Origin of the sequence: Burkholderia sp. SCN-KJ (assembly GCF_024656005.1) — a bacterium.
Lineage (GTDB): Bacteria > Pseudomonadota > Gammaproteobacteria > Burkholderiales > Burkholderiaceae > Burkholderia.
This window is the reverse complement of the sequence record NZ_JANKOG010000001.1, coordinates 106,899-123,485: the sequence shown is the minus strand read 5'-3', so window position 1 is coordinate 123,485 and position 16,587 is coordinate 106,899. Positions and strand designations below refer to the sequence as shown.

General features: G+C 69.1%; 15 protein-coding genes. 7 read left to right on the top strand and 8 right to left on the bottom strand.

Annotated elements, in window-relative coordinates:
* Positions 1 to 2 precede the first annotated feature (2 nt).
* The 3 genes from NQV17_RS00530 to NQV17_RS00520 all read left to right on the top strand — a co-directional run bounded on the left by NQV17_RS00530 (position 3) and on the right by NQV17_RS00520 (position 3,979).
* On the top strand, positions 3 to 1,433 hold the full coding sequence (locus NQV17_RS00530) for a sodium:proton antiporter (protein WP_257767847.1): 1,431 nt from the start codon (positions 3 to 5) through the stop codon (positions 1,431 to 1,433).
* A gap of 81 nt (positions 1,434 to 1,514) precedes the next feature.
* Positions 1,515 to 2,504, top strand: a complete 990-nt coding sequence (locus NQV17_RS00525; protein ID WP_257767845.1) for a D-glycerate dehydrogenase — start codon at positions 1,515 to 1,517, stop codon at positions 2,502 to 2,504.
* The gene (locus NQV17_RS00520) at positions 2,501 to 3,979 is read left to right on the top strand and encodes a DNA recombination protein RmuC (RefSeq protein WP_044844789.1); all 1,479 of its coding nucleotides are present in this window, start codon (positions 2,501 to 2,503) and stop codon (positions 3,977 to 3,979) included. The genes NQV17_RS00525 and NQV17_RS00520 overlap by 4 nt, the downstream gene beginning before the upstream one ends.
* A 102-nt stretch (positions 3,980 to 4,081) precedes the next feature.
* Here the strand turns inward: NQV17_RS00520 and NQV17_RS00515 are convergent, their stop codons facing one another.
* The 6 genes from NQV17_RS00515 to NQV17_RS00490 all read right to left on the bottom strand — a co-directional run bounded on the left by NQV17_RS00515 (position 4,082) and on the right by NQV17_RS00490 (position 11,338).
* A complete protein-coding gene (locus NQV17_RS00515; protein ID WP_257767841.1) occupies positions 4,082 to 4,567 on the bottom strand; it encodes a GNAT family N-acetyltransferase in 486 nt (161 codons plus the stop codon).
* Positions 4,564 to 4,839: a hypothetical protein gene (locus tag NQV17_RS00510; RefSeq protein ID WP_006476519.1), complete on the bottom strand. Its 276-nt coding sequence runs from the start codon at positions 4,837 to 4,839 to the stop codon at positions 4,564 to 4,566. Before NQV17_RS00510 ends, NQV17_RS00515 begins: the two co-directional genes overlap by 4 nt.
* A 37-nt stretch (positions 4,840 to 4,876) precedes the next feature.
* Positions 4,877 to 6,172: a gephyrin-like molybdotransferase Glp gene (glp, locus tag NQV17_RS00505; RefSeq protein ID WP_257767839.1), complete on the bottom strand. Its 1,296-nt coding sequence runs from the start codon at positions 6,170 to 6,172 to the stop codon at positions 4,877 to 4,879.
* A gap of 105 nt (positions 6,173 to 6,277) precedes the next feature.
* A complete protein-coding gene (mobA, locus tag NQV17_RS00500; protein WP_257767837.1) occupies positions 6,278 to 6,895 on the bottom strand; it encodes a molybdenum cofactor guanylyltransferase MobA in 618 nt (205 codons plus the stop codon).
* Positions 6,896 to 6,923: 28 nt separating this feature from the next.
* A complete protein-coding gene (gene moaA, locus NQV17_RS00495; protein WP_257767835.1) occupies positions 6,924 to 8,036 on the bottom strand; it encodes a GTP 3',8-cyclase MoaA in 1,113 nt (370 codons plus the stop codon).
* A gap of 131 nt (positions 8,037 to 8,167) precedes the next feature.
* Positions 8,168 to 11,338 carry an Rne/Rng family ribonuclease gene (locus NQV17_RS00490; RefSeq protein ID WP_257767833.1) on the bottom strand — a complete coding sequence of 1,057 codons (3,171 nt, stop codon included), beginning with the start codon at positions 11,336 to 11,338 and terminating at the stop codon, positions 8,168 to 8,170.
* A gap of 723 nt (positions 11,339 to 12,061) precedes the next feature.
* Here NQV17_RS00490 and NQV17_RS00485 point away from each other — a divergent pair.
* The 4 genes from NQV17_RS00485 to NQV17_RS00470 are packed head-to-tail and all read left to right on the top strand — an operon-like array spanning position 12,062 to position 15,143.
* Entirely contained in the window at positions 12,062 to 13,066 is a 1,005-nt protein-coding gene (locus NQV17_RS00485; protein WP_257768797.1) for an RluA family pseudouridine synthase, read from the top strand.
* Between the two features lie 5 nt (positions 13,067 to 13,071).
* The gene (locus tag NQV17_RS00480) at positions 13,072 to 13,731 is read left to right on the top strand and encodes an HAD-IA family hydrolase (RefSeq protein WP_044844782.1); all 660 of its coding nucleotides are present in this window, start codon (positions 13,072 to 13,074) and stop codon (positions 13,729 to 13,731) included.
* On the top strand, positions 13,728 to 14,138 hold the full coding sequence (locus NQV17_RS00475; protein ID WP_257767830.1) for a Rieske 2Fe-2S domain-containing protein: 411 nt from the start codon (positions 13,728 to 13,730) through the stop codon (positions 14,136 to 14,138). The genes NQV17_RS00480 and NQV17_RS00475 overlap by 4 nt, the downstream gene beginning before the upstream one ends.
* A 12-nt stretch (positions 14,139 to 14,150) precedes the next feature.
* The gene (locus NQV17_RS00470) at positions 14,151 to 15,143 is read left to right on the top strand and encodes a S49 family peptidase (RefSeq protein ID WP_257767828.1); all 993 of its coding nucleotides are present in this window, start codon (positions 14,151 to 14,153) and stop codon (positions 15,141 to 15,143) included.
* 63 nt (positions 15,144 to 15,206) lie between these two features.
* On the opposite strand, the gene NQV17_RS00465 is transcribed toward NQV17_RS00470, so the two are convergent.
* Both NQV17_RS00465 and NQV17_RS00460 read right to left on the bottom strand, forming a co-directional pair.
* Complete coding sequence (locus NQV17_RS00465) at positions 15,207 to 15,929, bottom strand: SAM-dependent methyltransferase (RefSeq protein ID WP_257767826.1); 723 nt, start codon at positions 15,927 to 15,929, stop codon at positions 15,207 to 15,209.
* On the bottom strand, positions 15,926 to 16,558 hold the full coding sequence (locus NQV17_RS00460) for a Maf-like protein (protein WP_257767824.1): 633 nt from the start codon (positions 16,556 to 16,558) through the stop codon (positions 15,926 to 15,928). The genes NQV17_RS00465 and NQV17_RS00460 overlap by 4 nt, the downstream gene beginning before the upstream one ends.
* Positions 16,559 to 16,587 lie beyond the last annotated feature (29 nt).

Sequence of the window (16,587 nt, the reverse complement as noted above, 5' to 3'; positions counted from 1 at the left end):
GCATGAAACGACATGCCGCCTGGGCGGGCATGGCGTCGGGAGCCGCGCTTGGCGCCGTTCCGGCGCTCGCATCGGCCGCCACGCTCGACGGTGCCACGCTGTCCGCACTCTGGGGCATTCCGTTCGCCGGGATCCTGCTGTCCATCGCGGTGTTCCCGCTCGTCGCGCCGGTGTTCTGGCATCACCACTTCGGCAAGATCGCCGCGGCATGGGCGATCGCGTTTCTGGTCCCGTTCGCGGTCGCGTTCGGCGCGGGCACGGCGTTCGGAACGCTGGTGCACGCGCTGCTCGAGGAGTACATCCCGTTCATCGTGCTGCTGACCGCGCTGTATACGGTCGCCGGCGGCATTTGCGTCAACGGCAACCTGCACGGCACGCCGAAGCTGAACACCGCGATCCTCGCGCTCGGCACGCTGCTCGCGAGCGTGATGGGCACGACGGGCGCCGCGATGCTGCTGATCCGGCCGCTGCTGCGCGCGAACGACAATCGCAAGCACGTCGTGCACGTCGTGATCTTCTTCATCTTCCTCGTCGCGAACGCGGGCGGCTCGCTGTCGCCGCTCGGCGATCCGCCGCTGTTCCTCGGCTTCCTGAACGGCGTGAGCTTCTTCTGGACGACCACGCATCTCGCGCTGCCGATGCTGTTCATCTGCGCGGTGCTGCTGACGCTGTTCTTCGTGCTCGATACGTACTTCTACCGGAAGGGCGGCGAGGAGCGGCCGGTCGTGCTCGACCCGACACCCGACGATGGCGCGCTGTCGATCGACGGCAAGGTCAACTTCGTGCTGCTCGCGGCCGTGATCGGCCTCGTGCTGATGAGCGGCATCTGGAAGCCGGGCATCGCGTTCGACGTGTGGGGCACGCACGTCGCGCTGCAGAATCTCGTGCGCGACGTCGCGCTGGTTGTCGTGGCGCTCGCGTCGCTCGCGCTGACGCCGCGCTCCGCGCGCGAAGGCAACGCGTTCAACTGGGCGCCGATCGAGGAGGTCGCGAAGCTGTTCGCGGGGATCTTCGTGACGATCGCGCCGGTGATCGTGATCCTGCGCGCGGGGGCGGACGGTGCGTTCGCGCAGATCGTCCATCTCGTGACGGGGTCGGACGGCAAGCCGATCGATGCGATGTACTTCTGGGCGACCGGCCTGTTGTCGTCGTTCCTCGACAACGCACCGACCTACCTCGTGTTCTTCAACCTCGCGGGCGGCGACGCGCAAGCGCTGATGACGGCGGGCGCGACGACGCTCGCCGCGATCTCCGCGGGGGCGGTGTTCATGGGCGCGAACAGCTACATCGGCAACGCGCCGAACTTCATGGTGAAGGCGATCGCGGAATCGCGCGGCGTGAAGATGCCGAGCTTCTTCGCGTATCTCGGCTGGGCGTTCGCCATACTGGTACCCGTATTCCTGCTGACGTCGTGGATCTTCTTCCCGGCGTAGGCTGACGATTTTCAACCAAGCGCGGACGGTTCCGGCGGCGCACGATGCGCCTCGTTCCGGCCGCGGCATGCGGAGATGGCGATGCAGAAGATCCTGGTCGCACGTCCGATCTTTCCGGACGTGATCGAACGGCTCGAGCAGTATTTCGAAGTCGACTGGAACAACGGCGACGCGCTCGCCCCCGATGCGCTCGCCGCACGTCTCGCGGACAAGGACGGCGCGCTGACGGCGGGCGACCCGGTCGGCGCGGCTGCGCTCGCGGCGGCGCCGCGCCTGCGCGTCGTGTCGAACATGGCGGTCGGCTACAACAACTTCGACATGGCCGCGTTCAACGCGGCGAACGTGCTCGGCACCAACACGCCCGACGTGCTGAACGAGTCGACCGCGGATTTCGGCTGGGCGCTGATGATGGCCGCCGCGCGCCGGATCGCCGAATCCGAGCACTGGCTGCGCGCCGGGCACTGGCAGAAGTGGGCGTACGACGGTTTCCTCGGCGGCGACATTCACGGCTCGACGCTGGGCGTCATCGGCATGGGGCGCATCGGCCAGGCGCTCGCACGGCGCGCGCGCGGCTTCGGGATGCAGGTGATCTATCACAACCGGTCGCGGGTCGCGCCCGAGATCGAGGCCGAGCTGAACGCCGAATACGTGTCGAAGGATGCGCTGCTGGCGCGCGCCGATCACGTCGTGCTGGTGCTGCCGTACACGAAGGAGAACCATCACACGATCGGCGCGGCCGAGCTCGCGAAGATGAAGCACACCGCGACGCTGACCAACATCGCGCGCGGCGGCATCGTCGATGACGCGGCGCTGGCCGTCGCGCTGCGCGACGGGACGATCGCCGCGGCCGGCCTCGACGTGTTCGAAGGCGAGCCGAGCGTGCATCCGGCGCTGCTCGAGGTGCCGAACGTCGTGCTGACGCCGCATATCGCGAGCGCGACCGAAAAGACGCGCCGCGCGATGGCGAACCTCGCGGCCGACAACCTGATCGCCGCGCTGGGCGAAGGGCCGCGCGCGGGGCAGCCGCCGAATCCGATCAACCCCGACGTGATCGGGAAGCCGCGCGCATGACGACGATGTTGTTGCTGGCGGCGGTCGTCGTGCTGGCCGTCGCGCTGGCGGTGGCGATCGTCGCGATCGTGCGCGGCGGCGGTCGCCACGACGACGCGGCCGTGCTCGGCGACCAGATCGAGGACGCGGCGCACGCGCAGGCGCTCGCGGTCGAACGGCTCGAGCGCGAGTTGCGCGGCGAGATCGTCGAGAACGCGCGCGGTTCGCGCACCGAGCTGGCCGGCAGTTTCTCGCAGCTTCAGCAGACGCTCGCGACGCAGCTGACGAGCATCGCGACCGTGCAGAATAACCAGATCGACGGTTTCGCGCAGCAGCTGGGCAAACTGGTTGCCGGCAACGCGCAGCAGTTCGACGCGATGCGCGAGAGCGTGCAGCGCCAGGCGCAGCAGGCGCGCGAAGAGCAGACGGTTGCGCTGCGGCTGTTCGGCGACACGCTGAACCGGCAGCTCACGCAACTGACCGAGGCCAACGATCGCCGGATTGGCGAAGTGCGCGCGACGCTCGAACAGCGATTGAAGGAAATCGAGACGAACAACGCGGCGAAGCTCGAGGAGATGCGCCGCACCGTCGACGAGAAGCTGCATGCGACGCTGGAGCAGCGGCTCGGCGAATCGTTCAAGCTCGTGTCGGACCGGCTCGAGCAGGTGCACCGCGGGCTCGGCGAGATGCAGACGCTCGCGGCCGGCGTCGGCGACCTGAAGAAGGTGCTGACCAACGTGAAGACGCGTGGCACCTGGGGCGAGGTGCAGCTCGAAGCGTTGCTCGAACAGATGCTCACGCCCGACCAGTATGCGAAGAACGTCGCGACAGTGCCGAAGAGCAGCGAACGCGTCGAATTCGCGATCCGGCTGCCGGGCCGCGAAGCCGGCACGCGCGACGCGCCGCCGGTGTGGCTGCCGATCGACGCGAAGTTTCCGCGTGAGGACTATGAGCGCCTGATCGATGCGCAGGAGCGTGCCGATTCGGTGGCGGTCGAGGAGGCGGCCCGTGCGCTCGAGGCGCGCGTGCGGATGGAGGCGCGTACGATCGCCGAGAAGTACGTCGCACCCCCGCATACGACCGATTTCGCGCTGCTGTTCCTGCCGACCGAGGGGCTTTATGCGGAGATCCTGCGCCGCCCGGGCCTGACCGACCTGCTGCAGCGCGACTATCGCGTGACGGTGGCCGGGCCGACCACACTGACCGCGTTGCTGAACAGCCTGCAGATGGGCTTTCGCACGCTCGCGATCGAGCAGCGCTCGAGCGAGGTATGGCAGGTGCTCGGTGCGGTGAAGACCGAATTCGGCAAGTTTGGCGACGTGCTCGCACGCACGAAGGCGCAGCTCGAGACGGTCACGCGTTCGATCGAGGCTGCCGAGCAGCGCACCCGCGTGATGAACCGCAAGCTGAAACAGGTCGAGGCGTTGCCGGGCGAGACGGCGGCCGGGCTGCTCGGCGCGGAAGCCGCCGACGGCGCCGATGCGGACGACGCATGACGCATCCCGCACGATGCACGCAGCCGAAACCGGCTGGAACGAAGACGGGCGCCGCAGCGCCCGTTTTCCTTTGACACGGCGACCGGCGTAGCCGGCCCGCGTTCAGCGTGCGGCGAGCGCGTCCAGCGCGTCGCCGGTAACGCGCACGATGCGCCACTCCGGCAGCACGGTCGCGCCCATCTTCTCGTAGAAGTCGATCGCCGGCTGGTTCCAGTCGAGCACCGACCATTCGAAGCGAGCGCAGCGGCGCTCGACGGCGAGTGCCGCGAGGTGCTGCAGCATCGCGGTGCCGAGGCCCGTGCCGCGCTGTGACGGCTGCACGTACAGATCCTCGAGATACAGCCCGCGCCGGCCGAGGAACGTCGAGTAGTTGTGGAAGAACAGCGCATACGCGACGATCGCGCCGTCGCGCTCGGCCACCAGCGCTTCGGCGGCGGGGCGTTCGCCGAACAGCGCGTCGGCCAGGTCGGCGTCGCTCGCGACGAACAGGTGCGTGAGCTTCTCGAACTCGGCCAGCTCGCGCATCAGCGCGAGGATCGCGCCGACGTCGCGCGTTTCGGCCGCGCGGATCAGCGGTGCGCTGCTCACGCTTCCTCCGGCGGATCGGACAGCACGATCTCGATGCCGCCGAAGCGCGACGCGACCCAGTTGTACGCGTGGCAGGCGATCCACAGCAGCACGAAACCGAGGATCGCGTTCAGCAGCAGCGCGCTCAGGATCGTGCTCAACTCGACCATCCCGTAACGGATGTACGCGACCAGGATGCCGAGCAGCACGATCGGCACGCTGAACGTCAGGTAGACGAGGATCAGTGCCTTCGCGGTCTGCCCCGCGGCGATCGACGAGATTTGTTTCTTCATGTGCGGATTGCCCCCGTAGAAATATACCGATTGGAATTCAGATCAGGCCGTCGAGCGGCAGGATGTCGACCGGGGCGCCCGCGTCGACTGCCGCGGAATCATGGCCCAGGACGATGAAACAGTTGGCGGCCGCGAGGCCGCTCAGCGATGCGGAACTCTGCGAACCGGCCGGCGCGACGTCCCACTGGCCGTCGGCGGCGCGCGTCGCAATGGCGCGCAGGTATTCGGTGCGGCCCGGACGCTTTTTCAGCGCCTGCGTGCTGCGTGCCGTGTACATCGCCGGCGGCGGCGCATGCGCGCCGGCCAGCGTCAGCAGCGCGGGGCGCACGATCGCGTAGAACGTCACGGCGGAAGCGACCGGATTGCCGGGCAACCCGAAGAACAGCGCGTGACCTGCGCCGTCGTCCGCACGCGCGAGCGTGCCGCACGCGAGCGGCCGGCCGGGCCGCAGCGCGAGGCTCGCGAAGGTCACGTCGCCGAGCCGCGCCATCACGTCGCGCGTGAAATCGGCTTCGCCGACCGACACGCCGCCGGACGTGATCACCGCGTCGGCCTGTGCGGCGACCGCATCGCGCAATGCGCGTTCGAGCGCGGCCGGATCGTCGCGGACGATCCCGAGTTCGAGTGCGTCGATGTGCAGCCTTTCGAGCATCGCGACCAGCATCCCGCGATTGCTGTCGTACAGCGTGCCGCGGCCGAGCGGCTCGCCGGGTTCGCGCAGTTCGTCGCCGGTCGAGAACACAGCGACACGCACGCGGCGGCGCACCGTGACTTCGCGCAACCCGAACGATCCGAGCAGGCCGAGATCGGACGGGCGCAGGATGCGGCCGGCGGCAAGCGCGCAGGCGCCGCGCGCGAGATCCTCGCCGGCCCGGCGGCAGTTTGCGCCGCGCGCGACGTCGTGTGCGGCGAAGCGGATGACGTCGCCGTCGACGCGCACGCGTTCCTGCGGAATGACCGTGTCGCATCCGGCCGGCATCGACGCGCCGGTCATGATGCGGATGCACGTGCCGGGCACCACGGCCCCATCGAACGGATGGCCGGCGAGCGCCGTGCCGGCGACCGTCAGCGCGATGTCGGCGGCCGCTGCCAGCGCGACTGCACTGCCGTCGAATGCATAGCCGTCCATCGCCGAGTTGTCGTATGCGGGAATGTCGAACGGCGCATTCACGTCGGCCGCGAGCACGCGGTCGAGGGCGTCATGCAGCGGCACCGTTTCGCACGCGTCGACCGGCACCGCGAACCGGCACGCGAGCGCCTGCGCATCGGCGAGCGACAGCGGGGCCGCGGAATCGGGTGCGGTTCGGGAGGCGGGCGAGGATTGCGTGATCATCAGTTGGACTGCGCCGCAAGGCGTATCGGGTTCGTGGCCGGTGGCGCGCGGAGGGCGCCGAAGCGCGAAGGCGCATGCGGCGGGCGGGAACGGATGCCGGTGCCGTCAGCGGCGGGCAAGCGCGGCAAGTTCCTGCCAGGAATTGGCATTGTAAAACGCACGCTCGTCGCGAAACTCGACTTCGACCGTCTTGTGGCGTGCGTACCACGCACGCACCTTGCGCTCGCCGGCCGCGAGCCTGGCCGCGAGATCGTCGGCGAGCGACGCGCGCAGCAGCGCGAAGGTCGGCTGCTGCGAACGCGCGTGGTGCGCGTCGACGGTCACCGCCATCGCGATGTCGGCCTGCTGCGCGTCGAGCGCCGCGTGCAGGCGCGCGACGAGGTCGGCCGGCAAATAGGGCGTATCGCACGGCGAGCACGCGACGAGCGGTGCGCGCGCCGCGCGCATGCCGGCGAGCAGGCCCGCGAGCGGGCCGGGGAAATCGGGGGTTTCGTCCGGCACGATGCGCGCGTCGAACGGCGCACCGAGTTCGGCGTAGCGCGCGGCGTTGCGATTCGCGCTGATCAGCGTCTCGTCGACCTGCGGCGCGAGCCGGCGCAGCACGTGCAGCGCGAGCGGCGTACCGTCGAGCAGCTGCAGGCCCTTGTCGGCGCCGTCCATGCGCGTCGCGCGCCCGCCCGCGAGCAGCAGGCCGGTGATGGAAGGCGAGGCGGAAGCGGGCATCGCGGGAAAGCGGGGCGGGCGGCGCGCGTCAGCCGCCGATGTACGACATTTCGACGCGCTTGCCGGCGCCGTCGGGCGCGGCCTCGGCGGCCGCGCTGCCGCGCAGCTGCGAGTAGCGGTCGGTGCGGGCCTGCCAGATCCGGGCGATCGCGGTCGCGATCTCGGCGTCGCTCGCGCCGCCGCGCACCAGTGCGCGCAGGTCATGGCCGCTCGACGCGAACAGGCACAGGTACAGCTTGCCTTCGGTCGACAGCCGCGCGCGCGTGCAGTCGCCGCAGAATGCCTGCGTCACGCTCGAGATCACGCCGATTTCGCCGCTGCCGTCCGCATAGCCCCAGCGCTGCGCGGTTTCCGCCGCCGTGTGCGGCTCGAGCGGCACGAGCGGGAACTGCTCGGCGATCCGTGCGACGACGTCCGCGGACGGCAACACTTCGGTCATGTTCCAGCCGTTCGACGTGCCGACGTCCATGTATTCGATGAAGCGCAGGATCACGCCGGTGCCGCGGAAGCGCTCGGCCATCGGCAGGATCTCGCTGTCATTGGTACCGCGCTTCACGACCATGTTGACCTTGACCGGCGCGAGGCCCGCGGCCTGCGCGGCGAAGATGCCGTCGAGCACGTCGGCGCTCGCGAAGTCGGCGTCGTTCATGCGCTTGAACAGCGTGTCGTCGAGCGCGTCGAGGCTGACCGTCACGCGTGTGAGGCCGGCATCCTTCAGCGCGCGCGCCTTGCGCGCGAGCAGTGAGCCGTTGGTGGTCAGCGTCAGGTCGAGCGGGCGGCCGTCGTGGGTCGTCAGGCGCGCGAGGCGCTCGATCAGGAATTCGAGGTTCTTGCGCAGCAGCGGCTCGCCGCCGGTGATCCGGATCTTTTCGACGCCGTGCGCGACGAACAGCCGTGCCACGCGCTCGATCTCTTCGTGCGTGAGCAGGGCGCTGTGCGGCAGGAACGGGTAGTCCTTGTCGAACACGTCCCGCGGCATGCAGTACACGCAACGGAAGTTGCAGCGATCCGTCACCGAGATGCGCAGGTCGCGCAGCGGCCTGGCGAACGTGTCGGCCAGGGCGCCGTCAGGGGTATGCGCGACGCCGGAGATATCCGGCATCCCGCTGACGTCGGCGAGGGGAATGATGCGTCGGGACATGTTGAAAGAAGTGCGAGCCAGTCTTCTATTTTAGCCGCAAGCGGCCGGCCGGGCCGGTGGGCGGAAACCCGCAGCGCGGACATGAAAAAGCCCGCCGGAGGCGGGCTTTTCCTGGTCGGGCGATGCGCCACTTAATGGTGCGACGTCTCGACCTGCTGCATCGGGGTCGTATCGACCGGCGGCAGCGCCTTGCGCTCGCGCGGCACGCGGGCCGGACGCGGCAGGCGCGACGCGGCTTCCTGGGCAGCGCGGAACTTGTCGGCATCCGTGTTCACCCACACGAGGCCGGCTTGTTCCAGCACGACGTCGAGGCTCGCCGAAGCGGGCGCAGCGGCCGGTTGAACCGGCGCCGGCGCGGGCGCGGCAACGGCTTCGACCGGGGCCGGTTCGACCTGAGCCGGTTCGACGGCTGCCGGCGCGACCGGTGCCGGAGCGACTTCAACCGCGGCGACCGGTGCCGGTGCGGCTTGCTCGACGGGCGCGAACTGCGGCGCTTCGACGGCAGCCGGCACTTCGAACGCATCGGTCGGCGACACCGCGACCGGCGCCGGGCCGGCTTCCGGAGCAGCGGCCGGCGCGACCGGTACCGATTCGGCGACCGGTGCGACCGGGGCGGGCTCGATCGGCGCGACCGGCGTCGCTTCGACGCGAACCGGTGCCGGTTCCGGCTCGACCACGGCCGGCTCGACCGCTTCGGCACGCTGTTCGACTGCGGCCTCGGATACCACGGCGCCCGCTGCGGCGACCGCTGCCACGGCGACCGGTGCGGCCGTATGGGCCGGCTCGCCCGCGCTCGGGGCTTCCGTCGTCACAGCTTGCACGGCTTCGCCGTCCGCGCCTTGCTCGGCGTGGTCGACGGCTGCGCCTTCGTCTTCGCGCTCGCGACGACCGCCGCGGCGACCGCGGCGGCGGCGACGACGTTCCTCGCCGTCACGTGCGCCGGCTTCCGCGTCGGCTGCGACATCGGCGCCCGGCAGGGCGACGGCTGCGGCCTGGTCGGCTTCCGCTTCCGGATGGTTCTCGCCACGGGTGACGGTCTCGAGCGTAGCCGCGTGTTGCGTCGGCTTGCGGCGCTCACCGCGCTCGCGACGTTCGCCGCGTTCCTGGCGCTCGCCGCGGCCGGCTGCCTCGACGGCTTCCGGCTGCTCGGTGCGCTCGCGCGGTTCGCGGTTCTCGCGCGGTTCGCGCGGCTCACGGCTTTCACGCGGCTCGCGCGGTTCGCGGCCTTCGCGCGGGCCACGGCCCTCGCGACCTTCGCGGCCCTCACGACCTTCACGACCTTCACGACCTTCACGGCTTTCGCGCGGCTCGCGGCCTTCACGCGGTTCGCGACCCTCGCGCGGTTCACGCGGCTCGCGCGCTTCCTTGCCTTCGCGCTCCTGGCGTTGCGACTGGCCACGGCCTGCCGCTGCCTGGTCGCGACCACCCTGAGCCTGCTGGGCGCCGCCACGACGATTGCGGTTGCGATCGCCGCCGCGCTGCTCGGTCTTCTCGGTCCGCTCGCGGGCCGGACGGGCAGCCTGTTCCTTGGCCGGTGCCGGTGCAACCGGCGCGGGCGCCGGAGCCGGCGAGATGCCGAACAGGCCCTTCAGCCAGCCGATGAAGCCGCCGCTCGCCGCGGCGACCGGTGCGGGTGCCGCAACCGGCTCGACCGGGCGCTGCGGTGCCGGGCTCGGCGCCGGACGCTCGGGCGTGATGCCCTTGACCGCCGCTTCCTGCTTCGGCTTCACGTCGGCCGCGCGCTTGCTGTAGCCGGTTTCCGATTCCAGTTCGCGGGCGGCTTCCTCGGCCATCTTCCAGGACGCGCGCGGATCGTCGAGGCGCGCGTCGTCATGGCGCAGGCGCTCGAGCTTGTAGTGCGGCGTATCGAGGTGCTTGTTCGGGATCAGCACGATGCCGACCTTGAAGCGCGACTCGATCTTGTTGATTTCCTGACGCTTTTCGTTGAGCAGGAAGGCGGTCACCTCGACCGGCACCTGGCAATGGATCGCCGCGGTGTTTTCCTTCATCGCTTCTTCCTGAATGATCCGCAGGACTTGCAGCGCGGACGATTCGGTATCGCGGATGTGGCCCGTGCCGTTACAGCGCGGGCACGTCACGTGGCTGCCTTCCGACAGGGCCGGACGCAGGCGCTGGCGCGACAGTTCCATCAGGCCGAAGCGGGAGATCTTGCCCATCTGCACGCGCGCACGGTCGTGCTTGAGCGCGTCCTTCAGGCGTTGCTCGACTTCGCGCTGGCTCTTCGCCGACTCCATGTCGATGAAGTCGATCACGATCAGGCCGCCGAGATCGCGCAGGCGCAGCTGGCGGGCCACTTCGTCGGCCGCCTCGAGGTTCGTGCGGGTCGCCGTTTCCTCGATGTCCGCGCCCTTGGTCGCACGCGCCGAGTTCACGTCGATCGCGACGAGCGCCTCGGTGTGGTCGATCACGATCGCACCGCCCGACGGCAGCGGCACCGTGCGCGAGTACGCGGTCTCGATCTGGTGCTCGATCTGGAAGCGGGAGAAGAGCGGCACGTCGTCGTGGTAGCGCTTCACCTTCGACACGTTGTCCGGCATCACGATGTCCATGAACGCACGGGCCTGATCGTAGATCTCGGTCGTATCGATCAGGATTTCGCCGATATCGGGCTGGAAATAGTCCCGGATCGCGCGGATCACGAGGCTCGATTCCAGATAGATCAGCATCGGCTGGCCGGCATTGCCGCTTTGCGACGCCGCTTCGATTGCGCGCCACAGCTGCAGCAGGTAGTTCAGGTCCCACTGCAGTTCCTCGGCGCTGCGGCCGATGCCCGCGGTGCGGGCGATCATGCTCATGCCGTCCGGAATCTGCAGCTGCGCCATGGTTTCGCGCAGTTCCTGACGCTCGTCGCCTTCGATCCGGCGCGATACGCCGCCGCCGCGCGGATTGTTCGGCATCAGCACGAGGTAGCGGCCGGCGAGCGAGATGAAGGTTGTGAGGGCGGCGCCCTTGTTGCCGCGCTCTTCCTTCTCGACCTGGACGATCAGCTCCTGACCTTCGCGCAGGGCATCCTGGATGCGCGCGGAGCGCATGTCGATGCCTTCCTTGAAGTACTGGCGGGCGACTTCCTTGAACGGCAGGAAGCCGTGGCGGTCTTCGCCGTAGTTGACGAAGCACGCTTCGAGCGACGGCTCGATGCGCGTGATGACACCTTTGTAGATATTGCCTTTGCGCTGTTCGCGCCCGGCTGTCTCGATGTCGATGTCGATGAGCTTTTGCCCATCGACGATGGCGACGCGCAGCTCCTCCTGCTGCGTCGCATTGAACAGCATGCGTTTCATGAACGACTCCAGGCGGCTCTGCTGCCGGCGCCTCGCGGTTGTCAGTCGCGAGGGCGGGAACGACGGCAGGCCGCGCCTTGTTGTGTTGTCACAAGCACGCTGGAGCGGGAAGGATGGCGGGGAGAATTGCCTGAAGAGGCGCTTGGGCCCGAAAGACGGGGCCGGCGGCCATAGGGCACCTGCGAACACGGCTTCAAAGCACGGCGTCCACACACCGCACGCTGCGAAAGCGCGCTAAGCCTGAGACCGGGGCACTGCCACGGGGCGCGCGCAATGCGTCGCGCGCGCCGACGGGCGGCAGATGCTGCGGCTTGGGCCGCAGCGGGGAGTATCGAATCCAGCCCGACTTTCCCGCCTGGGGTGTACTTCCCTGGTTTGACGTCGCCAAGCCCCGCACGCTTCGCGGGGCCAAATCGGGCGCAACGCCGTAATTTTCGCAACCGGCAGCCTGCGGACGCACCTCGCGCCGTCGGGCTGCCGATCAAATTCTTTTCAACCAACTTTCCGTTACCGCGGCGCCTGGTCGACCGAATCCGCCTGTGGGCGCGATCCTTGCCGACGGCCGGCGCCGTGCGTGCAACTTGCTGCATCTCTTTGATTAGGGGCGAGCAGCAGACCCCCGGCGCAAGTAAAATAACGGTTTGCGCTTGCGCCTTGCCCGATTCCGTCGGACCGGCCTGTCAGGCCACCCTCAACGTCAGGCTGGGCAAAATTATATTCAGTATGAATGAGTTAGGCAAAATATCCCAGAATTCAGTCGCAAGCGGCCAGGTATCGATGATCCAGATCGACGAAAACTCGGCCGGTCAGCGGATCGACAACTTCCTGTTGCGCGTCTGTAAAGGCGTGCCCAAAAGCCATATTTACCGGATCCTGCGCAGCGGCGAAGTCCGCGTGAACAAGGGTCGGGTCGACGCCCAGTACCGTCTCGCGTTCGGCGATCTCGTCCGCGTCCCGCCCGTGCGGGTGGCGGCCGCCGACCTCGCGCGCGCCGACACGCCGATCGTGCCGCCCGCGCAGTTCGAGGTGCTGTACGAAGACGACGCGCTGCTCGTCATCAACAAGCCGGCCGGCGTCGCCGTGCACGGCGGCAGCGGCGTCGCGTTCGGCGTGATCGAGCAGATGCGCCAGGCGCGCCCGCGTGCGAAATTCCTCGAACTCGTGCATCGGCTCGACCGCGAGACCTCCGGAATCCTGATGCTCGCGAAGAAGCGCACGGCGCTCGTCGGCCTTCATGAGCAAATCCGGGAGAACCGGATGGACAAGCGCTACTTCGCGTGCGGACACGGCGAATGGCAGCCCGACTGGGGGCGCCGCCGTGCCGTGAAGGCGCCGCTGTTCAAGTATTCGACCCCGGAAGGGGAGCGGCGCGTGCGCGTGCAGGACGATGGCCTGCCGTCGCACACGGTGTTCAACCTGATCGAGCGCTGGCCGGACTACGCGCTGGTCGAAGCGGAACTCAAAACGGGTCGGACCCATCAGATCCGGGTGCACCTCGCGCATCTCGGCCTGCCGATCGCCGGCGACGCCAAGTACGGCGATTTCGCACTGAACAAGGCGCTGGCGCGCGCGAACGCGCAACCGTCGCTCAAACGGATGTTCCTGCATGCGCACCGGCTCAAGCTCGCGCATCCGCTGACCGGCGAGGCGCTGCAGTTCGATGCGCCGCTGCCGGACGAATGCCGGCGCTTCCTCGATCAACTCAGCGCTCTGCGCGATACCGCCTGACTCGCATGGCCCGACAGCAATTTGATCTGATCGTCTTCGACTGGGACGGCACGCTGATGGATTCGACTGCGCACATCGCGCACAGCATCCAGGCCGCCTGCCGCGATCTCGGCCTGCCCACGCCGTCGGACGAGGCGTCCCGCTACGTCATCGGCCTCGGCCTGCGCGATGCACTGCAGATTACTGCTCCGACCCTCGATCCGTCCGACTATCCACGGCTGGCCGAACGCTACCGCTATCACTACCTGCTGGACGATCAGCGCATCGAGCTGTTCGCCGGCGTGCGCGAACTGCTCGCGGAATTGCGCGATACGGGCTACCTGCTCGCGGTCGCGACCGGCAAGGGCAGGGTCGGGCTGAACCGCGTGCTCGACCAGTCGAAGCTCACGAGCCTGTTCGATGCGACGCGCTGCGCGGACGAAACGTTCTCGAAGCCACACCCGGCGATGCTGCACGAACTGACCCGCGAATTGGGGCAGGATCTTGCGCGTACCGTGATGATCGGCGACACCACGCACGACCTGCAGATGGCCGCGAGTGCGGGGGCGGCCGGCATCGGCGTCGCGTACGGCGCGCATACGGCCGATGCGCTGGCTGCGCTGACACCGCGCTTCGTCGCGCCGGACGTCGGCGCGCTGGCCGCGTGGCTGCGGGAGCACGCGTGAGCGCGGCGCCGGATGCCGTGCGCGTGTGCGCATCGGACGCGCTGGCCGACGGCGGCGCCGGCGTGCGCGTCGATGCGACGCTGCGCGGCGAGCAGGCGGTCGTGTTCTTCGTGCGCTACGAAGGCCGTGCATACGGCTACCTGAACCGCTGCGCGCACGTGCCGATGGAGCTCGACTGGGCCGAAGGGCAGTTCTTCGAGTCGTCGGGCCTGTACCTGATGTGCGCGACGCACGGCGCGATCTACGCGCCGGATACCGGCAAGTGCGTCGGCGGCCCGTGCCGCGGCGGCCGCCTGCGGCCGGTCGAGGTCGACGAGCGCGACACGCCGGACGGGCGTGCGGTATTCTGGGTGCCGGATGCCGACCTGGGTCCCGCCGCTTCGCCCCCTCCCGCCACGACCGACTGACGACACCACTGCATGGCCGACCAACCGAACCTTCCTGATTCCTCGTCCCGTCCCGACAGCCGCGAACCGAACTGGGAGCGCGCGGCGCTCGAGCGGATCGCGCTCGCGGCCGTCAAGGAGCAGCGCGCCGCGCGGCGCTGGAAGATCTTCTTCCGCTTCGCGTTCCTCGGCGTGTTCGTGCTGTTCGCGTTCGCGCTGATCGATTTCTCGAGCGACTCGAAATTCTCGGCGAGCGGCCGCCACACGGCGCTCGTGACGATCGACGGCGAGATCGCGGCGGGCACCAACGCGAACGCCGACGACATCAACACGGCGCTGGATACCGCTTTCGACGACAGCGGCACGGCCGGCGTCGTGCTGCGGATCAACAGCCCGGGCGGCAGCCCGGTGCAGGCCGGGATGGTCTACGACGAGATCCGCCGGCTGCGCAAGAAGTATCCGGACAAGCCGTTGTACGTCGTCGTGACCGACATGTGCGCATCGGGCGGTTATTACATCGCATCCGCCGCCGACAAGATCTTCGTCGACAAGGCGAGCATCGTCGGCTCGATCGGCGTGCTGATGGACGGGTTCGGCTTCACGGGCCTGATGGGCAAGCTCGGCGTCGATCGCCGCCTGCATACGTCGGGCGAAAACAAGGGCTTCTACGACCCGTTCTCGCCCGAGACGCCGAAGATGGATGCCCACGCGCAGGCGCTGCTCGACCAGGTCCATGCGCAGTTCATCAAGGCCGTGAAGGACGGCCGCGGCAAGCGGCTGCACGAAACGCCCGACATGTTCTCGGGCCTGTTCTGGACCGGCGAAAAGAGCGTCGAGCTCGGGCTCGCCGACGGCTACGGCACGACCGACACGGTCGCGCGCGACGTGCTGAAGGCGCCGGATCTCGTCGACTATACGGTGAAGGAAAGCCTGACGAACCGCGTCGCGCGCAAGTTCGGCGCGGCGGTCGGCGGTGCCGCGATGAAGGCGCTCACCGCGGGCGGCACGTCGTTCAGCCTGCGCTGAGTGGCGGCCGGCCGGCGCCGCGGCGAACGGGGCAGGGCGCCCCGGGTCGCGCGGCCGCCGGCTTCAGTTCGCGAGCAGCAGGAAGATGGCGGGGCGCTTCTGCAGATTCGGCGCAGGCGTCTTTTTCCAGTCCGCCACGGAGCGGCTGGCGATCGTCTCGGTCTCGAGGGTCAGGTCGGCCGCGACGCAGATTTGCGTCGACGGCGCGCAGGTCGCGATCAGCGTGTCGAGCATCGCCTGGTTCCGGTACGGCGTCTCGATGAAGATCTGCGTCTGGCGCGCCTTGCGTGACAGTTGCTCAAGTTCGCGCAAGCGCTTCGCACGTGCGGCCGCGTCGACCGGCAGGTAGCCGTTGAACGCGAAACTCTGGCCGTTCAGGCCCGACGCCATCAACGCGAGCAGGATCGAACTCGGCCCGACGAGCGGCACGACCTTCACGCCGCGCTCGTGCGCGCGGCGCACCAGCAGCGCGCCCGGATCGGCGACGGCCGGGCAGCCGGCCTCCGACACCAGGCCGGCGTCCGCGCCGGCCAGTATCGGCGCGAGCAGCCGGTCGATGGCGCCGGCCGGCGTATTGACGTTCAGCTCGCTGATCTCGATTTCCTGGATCGGCCGGGTCGTGCCGATCTTCTTCAGGAACGCGCGGGTCGTTTTCGCGTTTTCGCCGATGTAATAGCCGAGTGTGCCGGCGCGCGCCTGCACGGCGGCGGGCAGCACGGCGGCGAGCATCGATGCGTCGCCCTCGCCGAGCGTGTTCGGGACGAGATAGAGCGTGCCGGCGGTCATGCGCGGTCTCCTTGGGGTGCGGCGAACAGCGGATAACCGACGGCGCGCAGCATCCGCGTGAGCGCGATCAGCGGCAGGCCGACGAGCGCCGTCGGGTCGTCGGAGTCGATGGCATCCAGCAGCGCGATGCCGAGCCCTTCGGACTTCGCGCTGCCGGCGACGTCGTACGGCGTTTCCGCGCGCAGGTACGCATCGAGTTCGACTTCAGGCAGCGAGCGAAAGCGCACGTGCGTGACGACGTCCTCGCTCTGCGTTTCGCCGGTGCGGCTGTCGTACAGGCTGAGCGCGCTGTGGAATTCGACGTCGCGGCCCTGCATCGACAGCAGCTGCGCGAGCGCGCGCTCGTGCGTGCCGGGCTTGCCGATCTGGTGGCCGTCGAACGTCGCGACCTGGTCCGACCCGATCACGAGCACGCCGTCGGGCGCGTCGATCGTCGCGGCGACCGCGCGCGCCTTCGCGCCGGCGAGGCGCAGCGCGGTCGCGGCCGGCGTTTCGCCCGCGAGCGGGGTTTCGTCGACGTCGGGCGACACGACGTCGAACGGCAGGCCCAGGCGCTCGAGGAGCGCGCGGCGGTAGCGGGAACTGGAGGCGAGAATCAGCCGCGGCGGGCGGCAAACGGTATCCGGCATGATCGGTTGGGTCGGTGAGTCGTCGGGTG

Coding starts and splice junctions, on each gene's coding strand:
- NQV17_RS00530 (WP_257767847.1), top strand. CDS start 3: ATGAAACGACATGCCGCCTGGGCGGGCATGGCGTCGGGAGCCGCGCTT.
- NQV17_RS00525 (WP_257767845.1), top strand. CDS start 1,515: ATGCAGAAGATCCTGGTCGCACGTCCGATCTTTCCGGACGTGATCGAA.
- NQV17_RS00520 (WP_044844789.1), top strand. CDS start 2,501: ATGACGACGATGTTGTTGCTGGCGGCGGTCGTCGTGCTGGCCGTCGCG.
- NQV17_RS00510 (WP_006476519.1), bottom strand. CDS start 4,839: ATGAAGAAACAAATCTCGTCGATCGCCGCGGGGCAGACCGCGAAGGCA.
- glp (WP_257767839.1), bottom strand. CDS start 6,172: ATGATCACGCAATCCTCGCCCGCCTCCCGAACCGCACCCGATTCCGCG.
- mobA (WP_257767837.1), bottom strand. CDS start 6,895: ATGCCCGCTTCCGCCTCGCCTTCCATCACCGGCCTGCTGCTCGCGGGC.
- moaA (WP_257767835.1), bottom strand. CDS start 8,036: ATGTCCCGACGCATCATTCCCCTCGCCGACGTCAGCGGGATGCCGGAT.
- NQV17_RS00490 (WP_257767833.1), bottom strand. CDS start 11,338: ATGAAACGCATGCTGTTCAATGCGACGCAGCAGGAGGAGCTGCGCGTC.
- NQV17_RS00485 (WP_257768797.1), top strand. CDS start 12,062: ATGAATGAGTTAGGCAAAATATCCCAGAATTCAGTCGCAAGCGGCCAG.
- NQV17_RS00480 (WP_044844782.1), top strand. CDS start 13,072: ATGGCCCGACAGCAATTTGATCTGATCGTCTTCGACTGGGACGGCACG.
- NQV17_RS00470 (WP_257767828.1), top strand. CDS start 14,151: ATGGCCGACCAACCGAACCTTCCTGATTCCTCGTCCCGTCCCGACAGC.
- NQV17_RS00465 (WP_257767826.1), bottom strand. CDS start 15,929: ATGACCGCCGGCACGCTCTATCTCGTCCCGAACACGCTCGGCGAGGGC.
- NQV17_RS00460 (WP_257767824.1), bottom strand. CDS start 16,558: ATGCCGGATACCGTTTGCCGCCCGCCGCGGCTGATTCTCGCCTCCAGT.